This is a genomic window from Yoonia sp. GPGPB17, assembly GCF_037892195.1.
GTDB lineage: Bacteria > Pseudomonadota > Alphaproteobacteria > Rhodobacterales > Rhodobacteraceae > Yoonia.
Window position 1 is genome coordinate 37,133 of record NZ_JATACI010000001.1, and the last position, 24,662, is coordinate 61,794.

Annotated in this window: 20 protein-coding genes; 14 read left to right on the plus strand and 6 right to left on the minus strand. The window is 55.0% G+C overall.

What is annotated here, in order from left to right:
- Positions 1-26 precede the first annotated feature (26 nt).
- The 5 genes from QTO30_RS00185 to QTO30_RS21990 all read left to right on the plus strand — a co-directional run bounded on the left by QTO30_RS00185 (position 27) and on the right by QTO30_RS21990 (position 3,919).
- Positions 27-560, plus strand: coding sequence for a nitroreductase family protein (locus QTO30_RS00185; protein ID WP_340421653.1), 534 nt, complete (start codon positions 27-29; stop codon positions 558-560).
- Positions 561-661: 101 nt separating this feature from the next.
- A complete protein-coding gene (locus QTO30_RS00190; protein ID WP_340421655.1) occupies positions 662-1,567 on the plus strand; it encodes a glutathione S-transferase C-terminal domain-containing protein in 906 nt (301 codons plus the stop codon).
- A gap of 221 nt (positions 1,568-1,788) precedes the next feature.
- On the plus strand, positions 1,789-2,451 hold the full coding sequence (locus QTO30_RS00195; RefSeq protein WP_340421657.1) for an MFS transporter: 663 nt from the start codon (positions 1,789-1,791) through the stop codon (positions 2,449-2,451).
- A 71-nt stretch (positions 2,452-2,522) separates the two neighbouring features.
- Positions 2,523-2,951: a hypothetical protein gene (locus QTO30_RS00200; protein ID WP_340421659.1), complete on the plus strand. Its 429-nt coding sequence runs from the start codon at positions 2,523-2,525 to the stop codon at positions 2,949-2,951.
- A 212-nt stretch (positions 2,952-3,163) separates the two neighbouring features.
- Positions 3,164-3,919 carry a hypothetical protein gene (locus QTO30_RS21990; protein ID WP_445327117.1) on the plus strand — a complete coding sequence of 252 codons (756 nt, stop codon included), beginning with the start codon at positions 3,164-3,166 and terminating at the stop codon, positions 3,917-3,919.
- A 17-nt stretch (positions 3,920-3,936) separates the two neighbouring features.
- Here QTO30_RS21990 and QTO30_RS00210 read toward each other — a convergent pair whose 3' ends face one another.
- Both QTO30_RS00210 and QTO30_RS00215 read right to left on the minus strand, forming a co-directional pair.
- Positions 3,937-4,173 carry a hypothetical protein gene (locus tag QTO30_RS00210; protein ID WP_340421663.1) on the minus strand — a complete coding sequence of 79 codons (237 nt, stop codon included), beginning with the start codon at positions 4,171-4,173 and terminating at the stop codon, positions 3,937-3,939.
- The gene (locus QTO30_RS00215) at positions 4,170-4,934 is read right to left on the minus strand and encodes a LacI family DNA-binding transcriptional regulator (protein ID WP_340421665.1); all 765 of its coding nucleotides are present in this window, start codon (positions 4,932-4,934) and stop codon (positions 4,170-4,172) included. Before QTO30_RS00215 ends, QTO30_RS00210 begins: the two co-directional genes overlap by 4 nt.
- 140 nt (positions 4,935-5,074) lie before the next feature.
- Between QTO30_RS00215 and QTO30_RS00220 the strand changes: the two genes are divergently transcribed.
- The 8 genes from QTO30_RS00220 to QTO30_RS00255 all read left to right on the plus strand — a co-directional run bounded on the left by QTO30_RS00220 (position 5,075) and on the right by QTO30_RS00255 (position 14,159).
- Positions 5,075-6,055: a substrate-binding domain-containing protein gene (locus QTO30_RS00220; RefSeq protein WP_340421667.1), complete on the plus strand. Its 981-nt coding sequence runs from the start codon at positions 5,075-5,077 to the stop codon at positions 6,053-6,055.
- Between the two features lie 107 nt (positions 6,056-6,162).
- Positions 6,163-7,653, plus strand: a complete 1,491-nt coding sequence (locus tag QTO30_RS00225) for a sugar ABC transporter ATP-binding protein (RefSeq protein ID WP_340421669.1) — start codon at positions 6,163-6,165, stop codon at positions 7,651-7,653.
- Positions 7,654-7,657: 4 nt separating this feature from the next.
- Complete coding sequence (locus QTO30_RS00230; protein ID WP_340421671.1) at positions 7,658-8,632, plus strand: ABC transporter permease; 975 nt, start codon at positions 7,658-7,660, stop codon at positions 8,630-8,632.
- 1 nt (position 8,633) lies between these two features.
- Entirely contained in the window at positions 8,634-9,602 is a 969-nt protein-coding gene (locus QTO30_RS00235; RefSeq protein ID WP_340421672.1) for an ABC transporter permease, read from the plus strand.
- Positions 9,603-9,611: 9 nt separating this feature from the next.
- Positions 9,612-11,171 carry an FGGY family pentulose kinase gene (locus QTO30_RS00240; RefSeq protein WP_340421674.1) on the plus strand — a complete coding sequence of 520 codons (1,560 nt, stop codon included), beginning with the start codon at positions 9,612-9,614 and terminating at the stop codon, positions 11,169-11,171.
- A 22-nt stretch (positions 11,172-11,193) separates the two neighbouring features.
- The gene (tkt, locus tag QTO30_RS00245; protein WP_340421676.1) at positions 11,194-13,185 is read left to right on the plus strand and encodes a transketolase; all 1,992 of its coding nucleotides are present in this window, start codon (positions 11,194-11,196) and stop codon (positions 13,183-13,185) included.
- 30 nt (positions 13,186-13,215) lie between these two features.
- Complete coding sequence (locus QTO30_RS00250; protein ID WP_340421678.1) at positions 13,216-13,716, plus strand: transaldolase family protein; 501 nt, start codon at positions 13,216-13,218, stop codon at positions 13,714-13,716.
- Positions 13,701-14,159, plus strand: a complete 459-nt coding sequence (locus QTO30_RS00255; protein WP_340421679.1) for a transaldolase family protein — start codon at positions 13,701-13,703, stop codon at positions 14,157-14,159. Before QTO30_RS00250 ends, QTO30_RS00255 begins: the two co-directional genes overlap by 16 nt.
- A 206-nt stretch (positions 14,160-14,365) precedes the next feature.
- Here the strand turns inward: QTO30_RS00255 and QTO30_RS00260 are convergent, their stop codons facing one another.
- The 4 genes from QTO30_RS00260 to QTO30_RS00275 all read right to left on the minus strand — a co-directional run bounded on the left by QTO30_RS00260 (position 14,366) and on the right by QTO30_RS00275 (position 23,966).
- Positions 14,366-14,860, minus strand: coding sequence for a GNAT family N-acetyltransferase (locus tag QTO30_RS00260; protein WP_340421681.1), 495 nt, complete (start codon positions 14,858-14,860; stop codon positions 14,366-14,368).
- A gap of 273 nt (positions 14,861-15,133) precedes the next feature.
- Positions 15,134-19,585 (minus strand): ATP-binding protein, encoded by a 4,452-nt coding sequence (locus QTO30_RS00265; RefSeq protein ID WP_340421682.1) that lies wholly within the window; start codon positions 19,583-19,585, stop codon positions 15,134-15,136.
- A gap of 209 nt (positions 19,586-19,794) precedes the next feature.
- A complete protein-coding gene (locus tag QTO30_RS00270) occupies positions 19,795-21,744 on the minus strand; it encodes a UvrD-helicase domain-containing protein (RefSeq protein ID WP_340421684.1) in 1,950 nt (649 codons plus the stop codon).
- The gene (locus QTO30_RS00275; protein WP_340421686.1) at positions 21,741-23,966 is read right to left on the minus strand and encodes an ATP-dependent nuclease; all 2,226 of its coding nucleotides are present in this window, start codon (positions 23,964-23,966) and stop codon (positions 21,741-21,743) included. The genes QTO30_RS00270 and QTO30_RS00275 overlap by 4 nt, the downstream gene beginning before the upstream one ends.
- Before the next feature lie 466 nt (positions 23,967-24,432).
- On the opposite strand from QTO30_RS00275, the gene QTO30_RS00280 reads away from it, so the two are divergent.
- On the plus strand, positions 24,433-24,662 hold a 230-nt coding region (locus QTO30_RS00280), incomplete at its 3' end, for a DUF736 domain-containing protein (RefSeq protein WP_340421688.1).

Below are 24,662 nucleotides of genomic sequence, written 5' to 3' on the forward strand. Positions count from 1 at the left end.
TTTCATAATAGAGATGGAGTCAATGAATGATCGATTTGAGTGTTCGTTTTAGCCCAAGTGCATTCGACAAAAGTACAGTCGAAGAGGCCGAAATTGAAGCTATTGTGCGCGCCGCGTCATGGGCGCCGTCCGCGTACAACGAACAGCCCTGGAGCTTTCATGTGGCCTTGCGCCAAGATCAAGCAGCATTCGAAGAATTTCTAAAGGTCTTATCCGAAAGCAACCAGACTTGGGCAAAAGATTCATCGGCTCTTGTGTTTAGCGTTGCCCGACGTGAGCGACGCAAAGACGGGCAAAAGAACGATTATGCGTTCTATGACACAGGTCAGGCCGTTGCACATTTATCCATTGCGGCGCTGAGCGTTGGACTTCAGCTGCATCAGATGCAAGGCTTTGTTCCGGCGCAGTGTCGCCGATTGCTTAAGCTTGAAACAGGTGTTGACCCAGTTACCGCGATTGCAATTGGACGTCCGGCTCATGACCAGCATTTCGGAATGGCCCACCGAACTCGAAAGAGCATCGAAGAGTTTTTTGCGATGCATCGCGAAGCTCAACCATGAAGTCCCTTTTGGTGGATGAAGCTGCAAAGAATCTGGAGAAAGACCCTATCAGTCTGACCATTTTTGGTGCCACCGTGCTGCGAATAGTCTTGGGGTAGCCAATGGGAATGCTGCTTAATGGTAAGTGGTCGAGCGCCGTAAATCGATCGATGACGGAAGGACGGTTTGTACGAGAAGATTCCTCATTGCATCAACTCTTGGCGCCATCGGGCAACTTTGGGTCAGATATAAGAAGAGACCAGTTGGTTCTTGTCGCCTCAAAGAGTTGTCCGTGGTCTCATGCAACCGCCATCGCACATGCAATTAATGAACTTGATGCTTTGATACCAATTCAAGTTGCTTGCGGGCCGCGCATTGAGGGCTACCAAGTTGCTGTCAAAGGCCCGTTAACAAATGACTATCGCCATATCCATCAACTCTATACTGAGACGGATTCCGCCTTTACGGGCCGGGCAACCGTACCATTGTTATGGGATTGGTCCGAAAAGAAGATCATTTGCAATGACTCAACAGCAATTTTGCGCTTTTTCGATCTGATAGGGTCGCATTCGAAGTTGCGTCCGTCGTCATTCCTTGATGAAATTGATGACCTGCTAGCAATGATCTACGATGGTTTATCGAATGCTGTCTATCGTGCTGGGAAAGCACAACGACAGGATGAGTATCAGGAAGCAGTAGACCTCGTTTTTGCAACGATGGAAGAGCTTGACGAACGGCTTCGATCTCAAAGGTTCCTAGTTACTAGGAACCTCACTGAACCTGATATCCGGCTGTTTGCAACGCTTGTACGATTTGACTCTGTTTATGCCACGCATTTTCGTTGCACGCGTCATCGACTGGTAGATTTTCCAAATCTCTGGCGTTACGCACGAGAAATCTATCTAATGCCTTCCATAAGAAAGACTGTGGATTTTGGTGCGATCCGGAGTGGGTATTACCTCAATGACGGTCACCATAATCCGTTTGGCATCATAGCGGAGCAACCGGTCCTGGATTGGTCGCTTTAGCCGATGTTCGTTTCATTCCATACATCAGACTGCAATGGGGGCAACGCACCGAAACACTTGACGGCGGATATGGAAATTCGCGAGACCACAACTTTCGGCTTTGGAAATTGCCGTGATTTGTGGCTCGGTTGGTGCAGCACAGGTGCGATGATTGCACGGTTAGCTGAGAAGTCTGATTGGTACACAACCAGAGCTTTGCAGGCTGTCACTCGAGTTGCTTCTTGATTTCGCTTTTTCGGATTCTTGTACTATGGGTCGCGGGTCTGTTGGCAGGCATGCAGTTTGCCAAAGTATCTATTTTTCTGCCTGAGATTTCAATACTTTATGCTTCCAATGCTGAACAAGTGGTTTGGTTGCTGACACTTGTAAGTATTGTGGGCGCTTCGTTTGGAGGAATTGCTGGGAAGGTTGCGGAATGGGTCGGGCTGAAGCGGCTACTTTTCTTTTCCTTAGTTACAGCTGGGTGCCTTTCGCTTTGCCAAGCCTACTTTCCTCCGTTTGAGGTTATGGCACTACTCAGGGTATTGGAAGGTTTCACGCATCTAGGAATTGTGATCGCTGCTCCTGTCTTGATGGCCGAGGCCACACCTGCAAAGTGGCGCGGGACTGTAATGGTTCTGTGGAGCACATTCTTCGGAGTTTCCTTTGCAATCCTTGCCTGGATTGCGGTTCCGAATATCGAAGAATTGGGCATTAGTGGCCTATTTCATTTTCACAGCTTACTTCTTGTTCTGTTTGCTGGCCTGGTTCGCATTGGTTTTCCTAACAATGACCACCCAAATAAGACACGCCGCCGTCCTAAGCAAAAAAATCAAAATTCTTACGGCCTCTCTTCGATCTTAGAGCGATCTGGCCTGGTTTCAGTTGGCTATTTTATACTTTGACTTTTTTGGCGTTGGTAACAATTCTACCTTCGTTGACTGATGACAGCCTACGGTCAAGTTTGACTGCGTCGATGCCACTTGCGGCAACAACAGCAAGTATATTGGTGGTGCCCATTCTTCTTAAGCGCTTCAAAGCAACATCAGTTGTTTTGGCTGGGTTTTCTATGGCCGCTTTGACTACCTTCTTAGGCTTAATTCTACCGGTTGCTTGCATAGCTGTTGTATTGCTCTCAGTGCTAGGTATCGTTCAAGGCGCTACTTTCGCATCAGTCACCGAACTCAATCAAACCTCGATGGATCAGTCGTTCTGCTATGGTCTGATGGCTCAGACCGGCAATCTTGGCAATTTGATAGGGACTCCACTGCTTCTGGGTGTGCTTGAGCTTTCAGACGTCGACGCGCTTTTGCTTACTTGTACCGCGATCTATGTGATTGGCTGTTTGGCCCTGGGGCTATTACTTCCTAACATTGCAACTGAGGATCGGAGGATTGGTAGTTAGTACTTTAGAATACGATAGCAACGCCAAGTGCACTACCGTGTCCCACGGTACAGTTCTTTCGATTAGACTTTGCTGAAAGTGGAGAATGTGCTTGTGTATAATGGATCCACATTAGTTTAACATAATAAACCTTACGCGATATATATACAATAATATACTATCGTGTCAGTGTTATGTCTTTGAGATACGCTGCCAGCACCTTTCCTGCTTGGATGCTGCATATGCTTATCTCACTTCGAACCTACTCCGTCTTAATCGCGTTTGTACTGCTCGGCTCGTTCATTAGCACCGCCAATCGTGCGCAAGCTCAAACTTACCAAATCGACTGTGCAATATTACTCTGCCTGTCTGGAGGCTGGCCTGCATCGGTTCCCTGCGCACGGGCGCGAGCTGAATTCATCCGCAGGATTACTCCTTGGCCCATCGAACCGCCACTGCAGATTTGGCGGTGTCCCATGGGGGCATCGTATCATCCTTCGGGTTCTACGAATGCTCCTGGACGCGTGATCGACATCCTGTTCAAAGAACGAGAAACTTCAGCCCCGATGCCAACACTAGCTGTCGAAGCTCGTGGCTTCGAGAGCGCTGATCTGGAAGTGTCTGAGCTCGATCCGCAGCAGATCTTGAGCGGCAATTTGCTTCAGTTGGTTCAAGACCGCGCTGACATGGACATTAGCGGCCCGGAGTTCGATTTTGTGCGTTCCATCCGCGTTTATGACGTCCGATATGCGCGCCAAAACGAGTCCGGCCGAGATGGTGATTGCGATCGTTCCGCAACCGTTTACCTCGGGACCTATGGAACACAGGGAGAGTTCTCATGGGCTAGTTCTACGCCATTCGCCCTTCCAGAGGCCCACGTTGGATTAGAGCGTTGGGGGTACAATTGCCCCAGCATCTACCACCGATCTGTCTTTGTCGACTGGCGAGACTACCACGGAAATTATGGGTTCGAGCAGGTAGCTTATTAAAGCAAGGTTAGAGCGAGCTACCCCTGTACGATTGTTGGCACCTGTATCAGGCGAATGTCATCATCAGGATTTTGAACAATTTCGAACAGAGAATCCAGCATGGTGCTGACGTCCTGCTTGACCATGAGCATGCTAGGGCTTGTTTGCGCCGCGAAAGGATCCCAGTCGAAGCAGCCAACGATGATTTGCTTGTTCTCCTCGGGGTCTGTCTCAAGGAGCGGCAATAAGCCTTCCAATGAAATCGTCGAGTTCACAAACAAGACGTCAGGAGTTGCCCCACGATCGTTCGCCCAATCGTAATAGGCCGATCTCGCCTTCTCTGCTGCGTAGCCACAGGGCAGAACATGAATTGCAGAAGCTTAAGCACGCCACTTTCGGCGCATGCTTGACGAAAGCCCCTGATCCGTTCGGATGTGTTGTGATCCGTTGCCCTGCCACCAATGAACAGAACAGTCGGGCGGTCAGACGTGCTCGCCGTAAGGAGCCTTTCCGTCAGCTCCAAGGCGCCGCGGTAGTTGTCCGAGATCACTGAGCTGGCTTTCGTTCCCGGAAGGTCGAGGTTGAGCGTCGGGACCCCCGCCGCGGCGCACAGATCGTAGATCCGGTCCGGATCTGTGGCACCGGTACAGATCAGTCTTTCAACCTGATAACCCAACATCGCCCGCGCGGCTGCGACCTCCAGATCGGGGTCGCGTCGGGTGCAAGTGACGATCGGAAAATAGCCCGCATCACGCGCCCGTACTTCGAAATCTTGCGCGATCGAGCTAAAGTAACGGTTGTCATACATCGGAACAATCATCCCGATGATGCCAGACTTTTCGCGGCTGAGCGCTCTCGCCTGCATGTTGAGCGCAAACCCGTTTTCTTCGGCCAGTTTCAAAACTCGCTCAGCCAGCTTCTCGCTGATTCTGCGCTTTTTCCAGTTGCCATTGATGACCGCACTGACAGTACCCGCAGATGTGCCCGCGAGCTCAGCTAAGTCGTAAATTGTTGTTTTCTTTGTGTTTTCTGGCATTAGTTAGCGGAATCCGATTTTTCGTATCCGTGACATGTTGACACTGCGCAACCGATTGTGCAATCCATGCACAACCGGTTGCGCAAATTAGTTGCGCAGCTATACTGCCCAGGAGGATGGGCTTAATAAGGGAGGAAGCCATGAAAGGCATTTCCAAAATTCTTGGCGGCGCCGCTGTCGCTGCATTGCTCACGGCGGGGACTGCCTCGGCCGAAACAACGATTGGCGTTGTCGTAAAAATTGGCGGTATTCCTTGGTTTAACGCCATGGAACAGGGCATCCAGGAGCAGGCAGAGGCCCTGGGCGTGGACGCATTCATGGTTGGTCCGACCAGCGATGACCCTGCCCTACAGGTCCGCGCCATTGAAGACCTGATCGCAAGAGGTGTCGATGTCATCGGTGTCGTGCCCAATGACGCGACGGTTCTGGAACCTGTGCTGGAACGTGCCCGTGCCGAAGGCATTGTTGTGATCACCCACGAGTCGCCCGACACCGTGAACAACGACTTCAACTTTGAAATGGTGTCGTCTGACGACCTCGGGATCGCACATGCCGAACTCTTTGCTGAGGCAACCGGCTGTGAAGGCGGGTATGCAGTCTATGTCGGCGGCCTGACAGTTCCCGCACACAACGCGTGGGCTGACGCGGCGGTGTCATGGCTTGACGAAAACTGCCCTGGCATGAGCCAAGTCGCTGACCGGTTCGGCGTCGCGGAAAGTGTCGATGACAGCCGCAACACGACACTCGACTTGATCCGTGCCAACCCAGATCTTGCGGGCGTGCTTGCCTTTGGCAGTCAAGGCCCGATTGGTGCAGCCCGCGCGGTCGAAGAACGTGGGCTTGCGGGTGAGGTTGCTGTAGTGGGCCTCTTCTCTGCCGGACAGGGCCAGAAGCTTGTCAATGATGGCGCGATCACCGGTGGATTTGTCTGGAGCCCGCTTGAAGCAGGAAAGGTCTTTGTCGAACTCGGTAACATGTTGGTCGAAGGTGGCGAAATCGCCGACGGCGACGACCTCCCGCTTCTTGGTCCGATTGCACTTGATGGGAACAACATCTTTGCAAACAAGCCGCTGGCGTTGAACACCGAGACCATCAACGGCCTCGCTGAAATGGGTCTCTGATCTGGATACCTCCCATGGGTGTGGCTGCAATTTGTGGCCGCACCCAAAAATTCCCCCAAATGATATAGTGTCACGTCAGATGTAGTAACATCTGGCAAAGGATCGTTATGGCTGAGCAAGCATTGCGCGCCTCGGGCGTCACCCAGAAATTCGGCGCGTTCACTGCGCTTCACGATGTGTCCTTCGAGCTTGAGAAAGGAGAGGTTCATTGCCTCGCCGGCGAAAACGGCTGCGGCAAGAGCACCCTGATCAAGGTCATCAATGGCGTTAACGTGCCTGAACCAGGCGCAGAGATTTCGTTCAACGGCGCTCCTGCTGCAGCACGCGTTTTGCCCCATGAGGCCAAGAAGCATGGACTACACGTAATTTGGCAGGATCTGGCCCTGTTTCCCGACCTGACAGTCGCCGAGAATATCTCTTTCGATGGCTTTGTCTCCAAGCCGCTCGGAGCTCGAAAAGTTTCCAAGTCTCGTCAGACCGCCGAAGACGTCATCGCCCGGATCGGCATCACGCTCGATCCGGACGTGCGACTGGGGGACCTGAGCATCGCCAAACGCCAAATTGTGGCGATCTGCCGTGTACTGGCAGCAGATGCGCGCATCGTCTTCATGGACGAACCTACCGCGTCGCTCACACGCAAAGAAACGCAGGCGCTGTTGTCGATCGTCCGTAAACTCTCGTCCGAGGGCATATCGATTGTCTTTGTGAGCCATCGCTTGGCCGAGGTACTGGACGTCTGTCAACGCGTAACCGTCCTGAAAGATGGCAAACTTGTAGGCACGTACCCGACAAAGGGCATGACCCAAAAGCGCCTTTCAGAGCTGATGACCGGGATGGAACTCAACGAACAGCAAAGGCCCAAGAAGGACTTTGAAGACAAAGTGCTTGAGCTTCGAAACCTGACCAGAATGGGCGAGTATCAGGACATTTCCCTATCCCTTCACAAAGGTGAAATTCTTGGGCTAACTGGTTTGATGGGATCAGGCCGGACAGAACTTGCGCTGTCCCTGTTCGGGATGACCCGTCCAAGCCGTGGCGACATCCTACTGGACGGAAAGCCGGTTCAGTTTGTGAGCAACCAGGACGCCATAGACGCAGGCATCGCTTATGTGTCCGAAGACCGGCTCAACCTCGGTCTGGTCCAGACCCAATCTATTGTCAAAAACACGGCCGCGACGGTCCTCGATGATCTGGCGCAACCGTTCTATTGGCTGTCCCCCGCCCGTATCCGCGCGCTATGTGATCACTGGATCGACCAGCTCAAGACCAAAGTCAGCAACCCGGACCTGCCCGTCAACTCGCTGTCGGGCGGCAACCAACAACGGATCGTGTTGGCCAAATGGCTGGCCACGAACCCTAAGTTGCTGATCCTAGATGCGCCGACGGTGGGCGTGGACGTAGGCGCAAAGGCTGGCATCTTCCGCATCGCGCGGGAGCTCGCCGATCAGGGCATGGCCATACTACTGATCACCGATGAGGCCAGCGAAGTTCACACCCATGCCGACAGGGTCCTTATCCTGCGCGACGGCACGATCCGCGAAGAACTCAAGCCCCACGACATCAAAGAAGAAGCGTTGGAGGCGATGATCAATGCGTAGTTTCATGGCGAGTCCTGAAGGCGTGCTAGCCCTCCTGATCGTGCTCTTGTCGGCGTTCCTGAGTGTAGCAACGGACAGTTTTCTATCACTCCAAAACCTCTTTGATCTGCTGAACAATCAGTCGGTGAACATCATTTTTGCAGTCGGTCTGGTGGTCGTACTGATTGCCGGTGGTATCGACATTTCCTTCTCAGTCGCGGCCTCGGTGGTTCAATACATCACCGTAGTGCTCTTGATGCAGATGGGCGGGGGCAATTGGGCTGTAGGTCTGCTGCTGGCGAGCGCGGTTGGGATTGCCCTCGGCCTTTTCAACGCACTTTTCATCCACCGTTTTCGCATCGTGTCGATCATCGTCACCATCGGGACGTTCAACCTGTTCTTCGGACTACTGATGTACCTGTCGCGGGGGCGCTCCCTCTATAATATCCCAGATTGGCTCTATGACCGTGTGGCGATCCTGAGCATCCCTTTGGAACGCGGCTCTGCCACACTCTACCTGCCGGTTCTGGCCATGGTCGCGATGGTGTCCGCAACGTGGTTCATTCTGGCGCGGACGGGTCTTGGTCGCCAGATCTATGGCTTTGGGTCCAACCCGGATGCGGCCCGCCGATCCGGCATCAACGTCGCGTGGATACAAGCCTTTGCCTATGGTTGGCTGGGTCTCTGTGCAGGCATCGCAGGCCTTATGCAGGCGCATATCGTGCGCGAAGTTGTGCCAAACGCCCTTTACGGTCGAGAGCTGGATATCCTCGCCGCAGTCGTCTTGGGTGGAGCCGTTTTGGGCGGCGGGCGAGGGTCAGTCCAGGGCGCTGTCCTTGGTGTTGTCCTGTTGGCGCTCATTCAAAATGGTCTGAACCTACTCGGCATCACACCCTTTGCATTCAAGATGATCGTGGGCGCCGTGATCCTAATCGCGATCACAGCCAGCAACGCTGAGCGCCTTCTGCCTGAATCCCTGAAATCCCGTAAGGAGGCCTAAGATGCGACATGCGTTCACCTCATGGTCCGGCGACCGGATCGAACTCTCAGCGATGGTGCTGTTTCTTATCGCCTCCATCGCTCTGTTCGGCACCTTTGCACCCCAGTTTCTGTCCCCGGGCATCTTCCAATCGATGGCGTTCCAGCTGCCTGAGCTTGGGCTCCTCACGCTTGCGATGTTCATTCCGATTATCGCAGGCGGGCTCAACCTGGCTGTCACATTCACCGCGAATATATGTGGGTTGGCTGCGGCCTTTGTTGTACAGTCCTTCTTGATGGAGGCAGGCATAATCGCCCTACCGGTCGCCCTGATCATCGGTATGGGCACGGGGTTGCTGATCGGCCTCGTGACCGGCGCAATGGTGGCCTATGTCGGCGCACATCCGATCCTTGTCACATTGGGCGCAATGATCTTCCTGCGTGGCTTAGGGGAGCTTCTGACCCGTGGCAGTGACATCTCCGGTCTTCCCGACAGCTTCAAGACCTTGGGCCACGAAAGCATCCTCGGCGTCCCAGTTCCCATGTTAGTCTTTTTGGCCGCTGTCGCCGTCTGCTTCTACATCATGCAGTTCACGAAGCTTGGCTTCTCGATCCACATGGTAGGATCGAACCCGCAGGCTTCGCTTTACTCCGGCATCAACGTCAATCGCGTCCTAGTCTGGGTTTACGGTCTATCCGGCGCGCTGGCCGGTCTCGCCGGGATTATCATGCTGGCGCGGTTCAACTCGGTCCGCGTAGGACACGGCGAAAGCTACCTCCTCATCACGATCCTGGCGTGTTTCCTTGCAGGCGCAAATCCTTTCGGCGGCTTTGGGCGTGTCCTGCCCCTCGCCGTTGGGTTGATGAGCCTTCAGGTCATCGCCTCCGGCATGAACTTGATGGGTGCGAGCCAGCACTTGGCGACGGCCGCTTGGGGCGGCTTCCTGATCCTCGTGATGATCCTCCGCGCACCCTTTCAGGCCAAACGATAGGAGTTCACAATGCGTTATGTTCTCGGAATTGACGTCGGATCAGGTTCTGCCCGTTGCGGCGTGTTTGATGGCGAATCTACCCTCATCGGTGTCGGCAAACATCCCATCGCACAACATCGCCCGGAAACGGATCATGTCGAACAATCGTCCGAGAACATCTGGTCTGCGATCTGCACTGCCGTCGCAGAGGCCCTCGCCGCCGCGCAAGTAGACGGGGCGGACGTAACCGCGCTGTCCTATAGCGCGACCTGCTCCCTCGTCCTTTTAGACAAAGAACATAACCCACTGCCGCTTTCGACAACCGATACGCCCTGGAACATCATCATGTGGATGGACCATCGAGCGACGGCCGAAACGGACGAGGTCAATGCGACGGGCTCCTCCGTGCTGCGCAACCTCGGCGGTGCGATTTCAGTTGAGATGGAAATCCCCAAGTTGATGTGGGTGAAACGAAACCGACCGGAGATTTGGGACCAGCTGGGCTATGCTGGAGATCTGGCGGATTTCCTATGTTTCAAGTCGACCGGCACGTTTGAGCGCTCCGCCTGTACGCTGGGCTGCAAATGGACCTTTGATCCCGATGCCGGTGGCTGGAATACGGACTTTCTACGGGCTGCCGGTCTGGACGATCTGCTGGAACGCGCAGCCCTGCCACCCAATGCCACGCCGATCGGCGCAGGCGTGGGGTCCCTGACAGAGGCTGCCGCACGCGATCTTGGGCTTACAACCTCTTGCAGTGTCGGCATGGGGTTGATCGACGCCCACGCAGGGGCACTTGGCACATCTGGTTTACACGAGACAGGTATTGACCAGCGTCTTGCTCTCATTGCTGGCACGTCGAACTGCCATATCGCCTTGACAAAGCGGCGCACGGAAGTGGCTGGGGTTTGGGGGCCCTACGCGGGGGCGGTGTTGGAGGGCTGGTACGCGCTGGAAGGCGGGCAGAGTGCGACGGGTGCTGCCCTGGATCAGATTCTTGGAATGTTTCGCGCGCCCATCGACAAGCCACATCAGACTCTTGGTCAGGCCTTTTTGGACGGCTTACAGGCGGACCCGGAATATGGCTCTGAAATCTGCGTCTTACCTGACTTTCTTGGAAATCGCTCCCCCTTCGCTGATCCATCGATGCGCGGTGCTATACTAGGACTATCGCTAGAAAACCTAGAAACTATGCTGCCAAAACTCTATGGGGCAACGGCTCTCGGAATTGCGTTTGGTACCCGCCAGATCATTGATGCGATGCGTTCCGCAGGCTTGCCAATCAAAGCCATCGATCTGAGCGGCGGACACGTTAAATCCGATCTCTTGGTGCAGCTCTATGCAGATGCGACCGGTTGTGATTTGTTCCTACCCGCTTGCGAAGAGCCGGTGTTGTTGGGTGCAGCATGTGCGGCTGCCAAGGCGACGGCGGAGAACAGCACGTTCCATCGGACTGCAGCCAATGCCCCTGCCCGCCTTATCAAGCCCAACCCCCGTCGTTCGACTAATCTGCAGACACGATACGAACGCTTCTCGAAACACTATCCCAAACTTGAACGGCAACCCGTGACCATAGCCAAGGCGCTTTGAGCTCAAAGGCGGATTTCAAAACATGACAGAACTGAACTATCGGCGGATGGCTAACGCCATCCGTGGCTTGGCAATCGATGCCGTCGAAAACGCGGGCCACGGTCACCCAGGAGCGGCTATGGGCATGGCAGATATTGCCACCGCACTGGTTTGCAATCATCTGCGGTTTGACGCTTCGGCCCCTCGGTGGGATGACCGCGACCGGCTCGTGCTATCGAACGGACACGCATCAATACTTCACTATGCGCTGCTCTATCTCACTAGCGCTCCAGAGATGACGCTTGAGCAGATCAAGAGCTTTCGCAAAGCTGGCTCCATCACACCTGGACACCCGGAGGTTGGCCATACCCCCGGTATTGAGGTTACGACCGGTCCGCTCGGACAGGGGCTCGGCATGGCTGTTGGGCTTGCATTGGCCGAGCGGCGTTTGAGAGACGAGTTCACCGCAGATATTTGTAACCATCGCACATGGGTCTTTGCGGGAGACGGATGTCTCATGGAGGGCGTCGGCCAAGAGGCGGCATCCTTGGCCGGGCATTTGGGGCTTGGCCATCTCAATGTTCTTTACGACAGCAACAGCATCACCATTGATGGCGATACAAACTTGTCGTTCACGGAAGATACGAGTGCGAAGTTCCAGGCCATGGGCTGGCATGTGCTGGAAGCTTGCGGGCACACGTATTCCGAAATTGACGATGCGCTGGCCAGCGCAGTCGCCGAGACGCGCAAGCCGACGCTCATCATTTTTAGAACAACGATTGGCTTTGGGGCACCAACCAAGTCCGGTACCTCTGGCATTCACGGCTCAAAACTTGGGACCGAAGAGGCGGCGGCGGCGAAAGCCGCGCTTGATCTGCCTTCAGAACCGTTTGCGATCGAGCCGGACATCCTGGAGGTATGGAGCACCGTTGGTCTCAAAGGAAAAGCTCAGCACGACGCATGGCGAACATGCCGCGACGAGCTGTCGCCAGATTTCGCGGAAGCCTATGCCCGCAGAATGGACTGGAAAGCCCCTGAAGGGTTTGCTGCGAAGCTCCAAGACGCCAAAGCCAAATGGGCCGAGAACCCAAGTTCGGTTGCGACACGCAAAGCCAGTCAATTGGGGTTGGAGGTACTCACTGACCTCTTGCCTGAAATGATCGGAGGCTCGGCCGACCTTACAGGGTCCAACTTAACCAAAACCACTGCAACAGATCGCGCCTTCTCGGCAACTTCGTCTGGTCGGTACGTCAACTATGGGGTTCGGGAATTCGCAATGGGCGCAGCTATGAATGGTATCGCCTTACACGGTGGCTTCATACCCTATGGCGGGACGTTCCTTGTCTTTTCCGACTATATGAGAAACGCAATCCGGCTAGCTGCACTCATGAAGTCCAAAACGCTCTTTGTCATGACGCATGACTCTATCGGGCTGGGCGAAGACGGACCAACCCACCAACCTGTGGAACACCTGGCAAGCTTGCGGTCGATCCCTGACCTGAACGTGTTCCGTCCCGCTGACCTTGTCGAAACGCTCGAGTGTTATGAAGCGGCCCTAGCATTTGATGGACCATCCCTGTTTGCGTTCTCCCGTCAGGCTGTTCCACAAGCGCGAGATCAGCGCATCGAAGAGAACCTCTCGGCCAAGGGCGCTTATGTGATCAGGGAACCAGCGGGCGAGAGAGATATCACCCTCATCGCGACCGGGACTGAGGTTTCTATTGCGCTAGAAGCGGCGGAACACCTCTCTGAAAGTAACATTAATGCGGCGGTCGTTTCTATGCCGTGTTGGCGTCTCTTCGAACAACAACCCTACAACCACCGGGCCGATACACTTGGTCATGCACCAAGACTAGCACTTGAGGCCGCAAGCTCCTTTGGTTGGGAGAAATACACCGGAGCGGACGGCCGGTTCATCGGAGTGGATCGCTTTGGCGCGTCTGCTAGCGCCGAGGAACTCTATGAAGTGTTCGGGCTTACGGCTGCAAACGTCTTAAAGCAGGCGAAAGCAATGCTGGGCCGGTCGGACAACTAAGCTCATCCATTAGAATAGAGGTACAGTCACATGGCCACCGCGCTAGAGCAGCTTGAAAGAATGACCGTCATCGTTGCGGATACAGGTGATCCGGCGGAGATTAAGAAACACAAGCCAATGGATTGCACGACCAATCCATCGCTTGTTCTGGCCGCACTTCGCAGCCCGTCACTGACGCCTCTTCTTGATGAGGAAGTCGCAAAAGCAAAAACCGCTGGAATGGAGGCGTCTGGTCTTTGCGACACGCTGACAGTGGCAGTAGGTGCCAATCTGGCGCCAATGGTGGCTGGGCGTGTTTCCACCGAAGTCGACGCGTGCTTGTCGTTCGACTCTGACGCGTCCTACCGCCAAGCTATGGGTATAGTTGAAGACTACGACCGTCGCGGAGTTCCTAGGGAGAAAATCCTGATCAAGCTCGCGTCAACATGGGAAGGCATAAGAGCTGCCGAAAGGCTCGAAAGAGATGGCATTAATTGCAATCTGACTCTGCTGTTTTCCATAGAACAGGCAAAAGCATGTGCAGATGCTTAGGCGCGTTCCTGATTTCACCCTTCGTCGGACGCATCACTGACTGGTTCAAAAAGGCTGAAGGGGTCACGGACTACGTTGCGGATGATGACCCTGGCGTGAAGTCCGTTCAGGAGATATTCCGGTACTATAAGCAACACGACATTCGCACGATCGTCATGGGTGCTTCTTTCCGGAACACCGATCAAATCAAAGCATTGGCAGGCTGTGATCGTCTTACGATTTCGCCCGGTCTTTTGGACGAACTGGCTCGAGATGACAGTACAGTCGCTCGTGCCTTGAGTGGAGAGCACGAAGCGCCTTCATGTCATCGAGCCCTCGCTGAAACCGAGTTTCGCTGGGGTCTGAACCAGAATGCAATGGCGACCGAAAAGTTGGCAGACGGAATACGCGGCTTTGAACGAGACCATCTGACCCTTCTTTCTATGCTGTCAGCCAAAATTTGAATATTAGTCGCTAACCGAGATGTCCTGCCGTCTGCTGGGAGCATGGCTCCGCAAGCGGCCCATTGCTGCCGTTGACCGACACACTTCGTCGTTGCGGTGCGGCCCGTCAAACCGGACTTTAGCTGCAAGTGCAAACTAGCCGCGATCGCCAAAGTGCAAGTTGCGGACGAAGCGACATATCGCTGCTCTCGCACTGATATCCGCTGTCAGCTTGTAGCGAAGATGATCTGCTCCGCACCAAATCTCTCTACTCGTTCAACCTCCACCAATCCTTGTGTTCTCAACAAACGACAGGAAGCCGAATTGGCACTTTGTGTTTCTGCGATGATCCGCTCTAAATCGGTTTCGCCGAGAGCATGGCTGATGACGGCCTGAACAGCCTCATTAGCCAATCCCTTACCCCAAAAGGTTGGGCTAAACTGGTACGAAATTTCGTAGTCTTTTCCATCTCTATGGGGACCAAGTTCAACCAGCCCGATGGGCTGATTTCGCTCTGTCAGGCTAACCACCCAAATCCCGACGAAGTCCGGTGCAGACATATATCGCCTGAAACGTGAAAGCCGTTGGCTCCAGACAACGGGTCCGCCTAGATAGCGCCTGACGCTTTGGCTCCCAATGAGCCTGCAGAAGAACCAAAGATTTCGCTTTCGCAACGGCTGCAACAACAATCGCTCTGTTTGGATTTGTTTCGCAAATTTCATAACTCCAACAAAAGCCGACTTTTGCTGCGAAGCAACCTTAATTTAGATCTGGGCTCTGAGCCAACTTGCGGCGTCGCAGCGATGGCCCTTTCCCTCGTATGATAGCCGTCGTTGAGGACGGCCCATAGCGGACCTAGGCGACGCCGTCAGTCGCTGCGCTGCAGCTTCACCAATCCGGTCATTCGCCGCACCGTTGAATTCTTGCGCTGCTCGAACCCATATCATTCGCAGAAATGCCTTGTTCGCACGGATTGAATGCCGATCTTTTGATACTCAGCCAGAACCTTCCCCCTCCCGTCGGCGATCTTCCTCGGTCTCAAGAGAGCATTTTCGAAACGTACCGTCCTCAAGGGTCCAAGTGCTGGTGAACCATCTTTGACCGAATACATCATTTTTGTCGGAGTACAGTTCCTTTCCTCCGCCGATGACCCATATCGGCGCGAATTCCCTGTCTGACAAAAGACGCAAAAAAGCGTCGCTGTTGACGAGAGCGTTACTTGGTCCATTCTTTGAAGCGGAAGGATCCTTGAATATCTCGCTGCCATTCGTGTCAGTGTAGATCAAATCGCGCCCATCTTTGAGCGACATATTCAGGTTTCGCGTCAGCCATGGACAGGGCAATATAAGGCGCAAATTCTGCTCTAGGCTATAGTTGTAGCCACTCGCTTCCTGTAAGAACTCCATCGTCGGACAAAGGCCCTCCACAGGGGCCATCGTCCAAGTTGGCGTAGGCTTATCAATCCATTTTCGAGCCCACTCGGTTATCCAGTGCTCGCCTGTGTCCGTGCGCCATCCTAACTCGCCAAGAAAGTCCTCTGAGGATGCATCGTTTGTGAAGCCTAGGTCATGATCGGCTGTCAGCATTTGGCCGTCCAGGTGCTGGAGTGCGCCTGCAAGATCGTTTCTCCGAACTAAAAAGCACGTCGACCGTCGCCATGTCTTCTTTCTTATATGCGCTGTTTCTCTGAAAGCCCCGATGCCGCTGAAGCTCTGAAAATCTCTAAGCGGCAACCATTTCAGGCCTTGTTCATCGACTTGGAAATCGAGAAATTCCTCGCCATCCAAAAAGTCTCGTTCGCTATCAAGCCATTCCCACGCTTCCTCTACCGAGCGTGGTGATAGAAGGGGAGCTTTGGGCATCCAGAAGGTGGGCTCATCAAACTTCGCCCAGCCCCAATCGTGACTCTTCGTCATTAGGTGACTCGGATCCATATCGCGCAGGCGTCGAACGGTTTCCCGCAAGTGTTGTGGCCGGTCCCCTTCAACGGCTCCGCAATGGTCCGAAATTCGCGCCATCAACTCCCTTAACGCGATCCACTGGTATTTTTTGCCGATCCGTTCCTTCGCGTGGTTTGTTCTATCGCCGCTACAGGTGCGGTCAAAGCCAGCATGCAAATTGGCTTTCCAGCCTAAGTCATGAGCTCTGCGGCAGATCCAGCGCTGCGCCCAACCTAGATCGAACTGTGCCGCACGGTCTGTTGCCCAGCTATCCGAGCGGTCCATTGCCCAATGCCCTGCCCGGACGCGATAGGCCTCGTACCGTTGGTCGCCGAGGAGCTTGCGGAGTTTTTGTTCCATCTCTTTGTGGAGTATGCCCTGCTCCGTCCCAGGGTAGCACCAATCATGTGATGACGATCGGAGCGCGATTAGTTCATCGACAAGAGCACGTTCCTTTTCGGTGCAGGACGTTTCGAACTCGGCTCGCCATGTTTGGTAAAGATCCTCTGGTGTTGGAAGGGCGGAGCCCTCTTCGCCTACTGCCCAGTTTTGGACAGCATACTTGATTACGTAACATGCAAAATCACCGTGCAGGTCCGTCGAGCTGATAATGTCCCACGATGTTTCGGAGTTGCGGGGATCCTTGCCACGCTCCATCTCTGGAGCAAATTCAAGAGGCCATGGACTGTCGAAAGGAGCCTGGAGCTGGGTATCCTTTGGAACGTCAAGTGCGCAGCAACGATGCCTGGAGTACTCGAGAAGTCCGACGAGATGATCGCGCCACAGCAGGTCTATAGGCGGATTGTTCTCCACAAAGTGGCGGTTCGCGGTCATCTGGGCGATTTTGGTCAGTTCCGCATCGGTCCATGCAGATTGCAAGGCCGGACCATAGATTGCGGCGGCAAGTCTTTCGCCAATGTAGGGATCATTGATCTCGTCGAAGCGACAAAGCAGTTCCAGACCACATTTGGGAGACGCGATAAACAGAGCAACCAGGGCTTTGGTGGCGCGGTCCCTCGCGCGCCGATATGTCGTCGAAAGACACCAAGTAAGGAGGACCGCAGCGTTCGTAGCGGCTTCGTCATCCAACGAACCAGGTCTCGCGTCCATTGCCCAATCCATAAGGTCGTGTAGTGGAGTGTCGAGTTCCTCCTCACCTTCTCGTCCGTTGTCCGCGGACTCGCCAGCATAGCTCGACCATTCCGCATCCCTCTTAGGCATAGGCAAGCGCAATAGGTCATGATGGAATGTATTCAGTCCGAAAGGCCCGTCTGTCCTAAGCGCGAGCTGGATTCGTGTGTTCCAGATCTCATCTGGGTCAACCCATTCTCCCAGCAATTCGAAACTTCGCGCTGTCACACTCTCGCGCCGACGCAAAGCGATATTTTCGCGGGAGATACAATAAATCAACCAGCGGTCTGCGTCTTTGACCGCGTCCGGAAGTTCCACGCCAGTCCGTTCCGGCAATTGAATTGCGAGAGCGTCGAGGACGCCCTGTGGAGCACCTTGGCGTGAGCAGGCTTTGAAAAGTGCGATGTCGTGCGAAAGCGGCGATGGAAGAGTCTCGTCGATCAATGTCGCGTCAAGGATGGCTTGCGCCGCCACATGGTCGCCGAACCGCTCAAAGCTGAAGCGGACATATTCCCAAACTTCGCCATTCTCGCGGATCGGCTCTATGGCGAGAAGGCCTTCGTCGCTGAGCGCTTCGAGCAAATCGCTATCGAGGCTGGGATTGTTACCGCAGATGGGTGCAAGAAGGTCTGCTGCTCGATCATACTCAATGAGAGGATCAGTAGTTGTAGCGATCTCCTTGGCAAGGATTTCGATCGCTTTGACAGGGTATTTCCGGCGCGGAGCAAGTTTTAAGCGAGCTTCCACTGCGTCGCAGAGCGCGACTCGGTACATCTTAAAAATTTCTGTTACGCCTTGCATTCCCTTGGGAAAGCCCTTCTTTCCTTGGCGATCCAAAGCGTCGCAGCAGACTTTCAAAAACAGCGGGTTGCGGAGTTCGTTCGGTAAAAATGGTTGATCCGGCAGCAGGATATTGCGCAGAGAAAGAAATTTGCGCGCATCACGCATCGAGAACCCAGAGTGCTCGAGACGCGGCAGCTTAGCATCGTCCAAATGTGACGGCACAATCTGCGACAGATAAGTCGACCGGCAGGATAGAACGACGACGACGTTGGGATAAGCTTCTGCGTCTTTGAGAAAGGCGGCGAAACGGCTCGGCCAGACCTCGCCCCCATTGCGCTCGTTAATCGCGTCGATACAAAGCATGGTTCTGACGCCAGCAGCTTCGCCAGCGGCGTCGAGCGCCCCAAGAAGTTGATCTCGCGTGTAGTGAAGGGGAAGACCAAGTTGGTTCGAAATTTGGGGCCAGATTTCCGCGTCGTTCAACTGGCCGCCAAGCAACAACACAGCGGGTCGTTTCTTGTTCAGCTGATGGCTGCAGGCATCGGCGAGAAGGTGGGACTTTCCACTGCCAGCTTCGCCAGTGATAAGCATATGAGGAATGACGGCCATTTCCCAAGCTCTCGCCCGCAGCGTTGCAGAGACACGCTCCAGCTTTTCGAGCGCGTGGCGTGCGTCATACACCTGGTTCTTCTTAGTTTTTTTCTCATCACTGTTTGTGGAATATGTTTCACGGATCTCATCGTGATATTTGCGCTCAACTATATCTAACCCTTGATCCAGCACATTGCGCCAGTGGTCAACCGGCCAGGCTTGATGAGGAAGTTCATCAACATCATCCAATAATTCGCCGAGCGCAGACATCGTATCGGCGTCTTCGTCTGAAAGCACGAAAGCAGTCTGAAACTCGTTGCAGGCATCTCGCAGGTCGTTGCGATGATTGCGCAACGAGGTTAATAGCTCGGGGTTCCGAGTGGCTCCAAGGAGCGCGCGGCGGATGGGAATTTTCACGCTGGTTTCGTGCGTATAACGATGGCCAAGAGCAGCTTTGCTACGCTCGAACTGATCCTGAAACCAACCAGGCGAGAGGAATTGACTCTCGAACCAGTAACGGATGCGGCCAGCATGATGGCCACTTGGATTGGTCAACTTCGTCTTAAGCGCGGAAGCGTCCCAGAGATCGATTTCGAGTTGTCGGTCCTGCTTGGCTGCTTCCGCGACTTCTTTATTCCGCCACCTCTCGAACGCCTCCAGCTGCGTCTCATTGGTGGAAAAGGGATCCGACCGGTCAAAGGGGAGGCAAACAAAGATCTTGGTTAGATTAGGGTGCTTTTTGAGAGCGCTCTTGACTGAACTGTGCAAGCTACGCTCCAAATTGTGATCGAACCGCCAAGAGTATTTGGCCTGCCAACCGCATTCTGTTCCGTCGGAAAAGCGTGTGAAACACTCAAGGCCACCGTCTTTTCCTGTACCCTTTCGATGAAATCGCGCGCCGCCCGGAACTGGCTCCAAAGCTGCGAGTTGGCACACAAGTTCCTCGAATCCGGTCGAGGCTTTCCCGTCTATGGTTCTTATGGCCTTGAAATCGATGTTCATGATATTTGAATTAATTCCGGTTGCAATCAATGAGAGTAATGTAACTCCGAAAAATACACTATCGCGCAGCCAACTCTTCTACCATATTGATCTGGCTGAATTTCTTGAGTCTTCAGAGAAAAGCTTTATGATCAAATTCGCGTCTCAGGTAGTGCCGTTCTGACGACCCAGATTTCGCTCTGCCGCGGAAACAGGCATCCAACCGTCCTCTAGGTCCCTGCAGGGCCAGCCATCACGACCTCGTCCTCGGACACCCATCCCTTGGAAACCAAAAAGTGGCGGATCGTGTCGGGGGCCTCGGAATATAGCACAAGCGCGAGGCTATCTTCTGCGCGAGTGCAGGTGACGTACAGCAAGCGGCGGGTGCGCTCGATCGTGGTTTCTTCGCCCTTATCTGCCATTTTCTGGGATGCAGCGCTCAATTTTTTCACTTCAAACAGCGTGTCGTACGAGGCAAGGCCTTTGAAGCGGGTGTGGGCATCATCAGCGATCACCATAACCCGAGGGAATTCAAGCCCCTTGACCCCTTGGTGGGTACCATAGGGGCTGCGGTCTTCGACATAGGCGAGGTAGCGTGCCACCTGAGAAAACGGGGCCCCAAGCGCCTGCGTCCAAGCCTCGGTGATAGTGGTATCGATGGGTGGTGTAGCCTTTGGCCCGGTCGGGTCCAGCCCGTCCGAGAATGAACCAAGATCTGTCAGAATATCGGCCATATCCTCGACCGCGGGACTGTCGTCAGGCAAACAGGGACGCAGTTGGTCGGGGATCGGGAACAACCGGTGCTCGGCTACGACCGTTAAAACTTCGGCACAACTCGGATCCCGGTCGTCCCTAAACAGCACCATCAGCGCTGCAACACCTGCCCGCGCCGCATCTAAGCCGGTGGCGTGGTCTTTTCCCTCCGCCCGAATGCCGCTCTTGGCTAACAGGGGCGAGCCGTCGCGCAGCACCGCCATCGCGGCGAAGGCATCCCCATTCCTTTGGGCCGTCACTAAAGGCAAGACCCGGTGGGTGAAAAGCCGCATCGCGGGCAAAGTGCCAGCGCGAAACCCGTCCTTAAGTTTGTCGGGTTTGCTCAGGACCTCAAACAGCTCGCTGAATCCAAGACGCGCGGCGGCCATGTGACGCTCAATCGTGAGGGTCTTGATCGCCTCTGCGTCCTGCCATGCGGGGTCTTCGGTGATGCGGGCCATTTTTGTCCGGGCGGCGGCTTCAAAGACCCTCCGATCCGTAACCTCGCTTGGCGCAAGAAAGACGCGCACGGTGCCACCCGGTTTGTCTTCGCGCGCCCGCTGTTGGCGGCCATCAGCGTCACGCCGGATCGCATTCGCCAAGTCCACAATCCGCGCGCGACTGCGGTGGTTCATCTGTTTAGCCGGTTGCGCAAAGTTCCCCACCCGTTGGTCGAGATCGCGCAAGCCATCGGTGTAAATGCGCTGCATCGTGTCTCCGAGCAGCCCTAGGGCGATGCGGCCGCGATGGCGCACCTCGAAGCTCAAAAGCGCCTCCATCAATGGTTTCATCGTGTCCTGGCTTTCGTCGATCAAGATGAACGGGTAGCGCGCCAGAACTATGTTCTGGAACGTCTCGCTTTCGGTCAGGAAATGCGCGGCGAGCGCAATGACTTCGGTATGTTGCAGCGCATCGCGGCCGAAATTATCCCCCTCGGGCGCATAGGTGAAGGCACGGATTTCAGCTAGGCGCTCCAGCCGCTTTGTCTTGGAGGCCATCTTCTTCTCGCGTTTGTCATGGGCGTCGGTGCCCGCACGGCCCTTCGCATGGGCTGTCTGGATCTCGGAAATTTCTGTCTGCAGGTTGCTCTTCAGCCAGCCCCGAATATCCGTCGTGCGCCCCTCGATGAGCGACCAAGCGAAGCTGTGGATTGTCTGTACCTGAAACACAGGATCGGCCTGGACGCGGCGCGTGATCTCATCGGCGGCGGCATTGGTGTAGGTGATCACGGCAATCTTGCGGCTGTGTTTGCGCAAGGTGGTCAGGGTCTGTGTGTCCAACCCTTCCAGTGCTTCCTTGAGAGAGCGCGTCTTGCCCGATCCCGCCCCAGCAAAAAGAAAGAAGCTGCGAGGTGCGATGACGGACAGGCATCCGCGGATCGTCTCGTCGGCGCTGGCGTCGCGATTGGCGTCGGTCACTTCCGTCATGTCATGCCCTTCAATTGGCCTGCGAGCCAGTTCAGGCCGGTGTCGATATAGGGCGGCGCGCGCAGCGATTTGATGTCCTCGATATAAAGGAGGTCTAGCGCGAAGGCGGCTTTCTCCGGGTATTTTTCCAACCGATCAAAGAGCGCCTTTGCGAGGCCCACAGGCGTTGGTTCGGCGGCAATGGACTTGGCAAAGGCGCGGGTCATGCGGCAGGCGAGCTCGGCTGTTGCGGCGGTTTCCACGGCTTTCGGGTTGGCCAGTGCAAGAGCATCCTCGAAGGTGCTGGGTGTGACGTTCTCGGACATCGCGCCAAACGTCAGGCTTTGCGGGATCTGGTAGCTGACCGCGATGGGGTGGTCTGAGGCCGTATGACACAGGGCATTGGCGGGCGGGGCCAAAAGCGTGTCGATCTCTGTAAGCCCGGGGAGCCAAGTCTTTAGCACGTGGTTTGCGGTGGTCTGAGCGGCCCCGTAGCAAGGCTGGGCCGATTGTTTGACAGCTTTACCGTCCTTGTCGACCTCCGCTACTGCGTCGAGATCGGTGATAATCAGCGTCGGTAGTTCGAGCGCCTCGATCAGTGGCCGCATCCGATGCGCGTGGCTGCCCCCTAGCTCCAGGAAGGACAGATAGGCCGCAGCTAGGTCAGGGTAATGATTCTGGATCAGATGCGGCAGTAGTATCCGCTCTGCGGTGCCTTCGATCACGACAATGGCGTCAGCGAAGAACAGATCAAAATGTGTGCTCTGAAGATACCGCTTTACGAAGCGTCCGGTTTCATTGTCTGTGCCAAATAGCCCCGTCATATTCGCTACACTGGCTGTGGGCACAACTCCGGCACTAGGTAATTCTCGCTTGAAATAGCGCAGCTCCTCAAACGCGGCGGCGTGCGCGATGTGGCCTGAATGGGTGCTCACTACCAGCTGTGTAGTAAAAGCCGAGTCCTCCTTCTCCAGATCCTCATGGTCGCGCAAAACCTTGTGCGCCCGGGCCATAAAGACTTGTTGCACCTGAACGTGCAGATGCGCCTCCGGCTCCTCGATCAACACCAGTTGTAGGGGCTCCATGCCCGTATCGTCCGGGGTCACCATCTTTGATTTGTATTTGCCTACCTGCATCCAGTCATCCCGGAAACGCATGAGCTGAAACACCATGGAGATCAGGTTCTGGAAGCCGAGGCCGTTGTAGCTTTCAGGCAGCTTCACACCAGATGAGTCGCCAGAGACATCGTATTGCACGGCCGCCGGGTGATTGAGCCCGTCAACGGGTTTGATCTGGGTGGCAATGGAGAGTTTTGGATTGTTGAGGCCGCCAGGGTAGCCGAGTTTTTCCAGTTCCTTGATAGCATCGGCGAAGCCATCCTTGAGGCGGTCATTGAAGGTGGTTTCGGCATCATGGATCGCCTTGAGCGCTTTCACGTCGTTCGACGTGGGGTTCGTTTCGGGGTCAATGTGTTTTCGGAAATAGGGCTGTATCTGGCTGGCGATCTTACGGCTGTTTGCGTTCGTTGGCTCATCGTCGTCGCCCTTACCGTCTCCCGCATCTGCGAAACCGCGTTGCGCGTTGATCTCACGAATGTGGATGAGACCAGCAAATGGGTTCGCACCGATCCCTTCCGACAAGGGTGGCAAAGGATGCGGCTCCACCGGCCCCGTCTTGGTAATGCTCGCGGGGTCCAAAAGATGGGCGTTAAGCTCGAACAGGTCTTTCAGGCGCCTGTCCAGAAATTCCCGAAAGTCGCGTGGCCAAAGCGCGAATCCGTTAGCTGTTGCCCCGCCGGGTTGTAGTGTCTGCGCGGCCTCTCGCGCTGCCAGATACTGCGCCTTGATGTCGGCCTTCTTTTTGGGCTCCATGCGCAGGCGCACGCCCAGCAGACCGCCAGTCCAAGTAAGTGTTGGAATCAGATGCGCGACGTGGTGCAGCTCTGAGTTATCAGCATGGAGCCATACATCGAGGAACGGAAGCTGTGCCAGGAGTGGGGTGAGATCCGCTTCGGCCTCCTTTGTCCATGCGCTCGCGATCTGTTCGATCGCGGGCCAGTTAGAGGCTGTAACATCGCGCGTGTCGATGCCACCGCAATCCTTGAGGAATTTGCGCAGCGCCTTCATGGCCGATGTCTTGCCGCTGTTGTTGGCCCCGACGAGCAGCGTCTGCTTGTCTGAAAAGTCTAGGCGGGCGCGCCGCAACTTTCGAAAATTGAAGATTTCAAAGCGTGTAAGTTTCATAATATCTTTTCCCCCGCGCAGGAATTGCTGCGCTCGTGGTTGGATATACACACTTGTCCTGCGGGTTTGTAGGCGCACACGGCCGCCGCGGACCCTGCCAGTCTTCACGTGTCGGGCTATTCGCTTTCGGAGCTCAAAGGCACTTCGTCCCCAAAGTCCGCTCTTACGATGCCCAAGGGCTCTAATGCTGTCGCAGCGAAGGCCTGCTTTCCGCCCGGACCAACTGGCAATGTTGGAGTTGGCATTCTGTGTGGACGATGAACTCCAGCCTTCAGTTTGTGTTTGTGCGTGAGGACCTTCGAACTCGTTAACCCAATTTCCCTTTTTCTAACTTTCCTCACCACACTTACCTCAAACCGCCCTGAGCGGATCAACCCCGCAAGAAGGTTCCCCTGCGCTGCGCTGCGGTGATCCGCGGTCGCCATGAGTCGTGCTCAATTCGTCACTTAGCAAAAGGAAAATTGAAATGACACTCGAAGGTACAATCACCCGCACAAACGACAACACCTACATCGGCTGGATCGCCTCTCTGACATTCGATGTCGACATCGCAATCTCAGAGAACCCCCACAAGAAGTCTGAGAAGCACCCTGACTTCGAAATCACGGCCAAATCCACGCGCAACCGTTCCATCCGCATCGGCAGCGCCTGGAACGCCACAAGTCAAGCTGGCAACGCCTATCTCTCGGTCGCTAT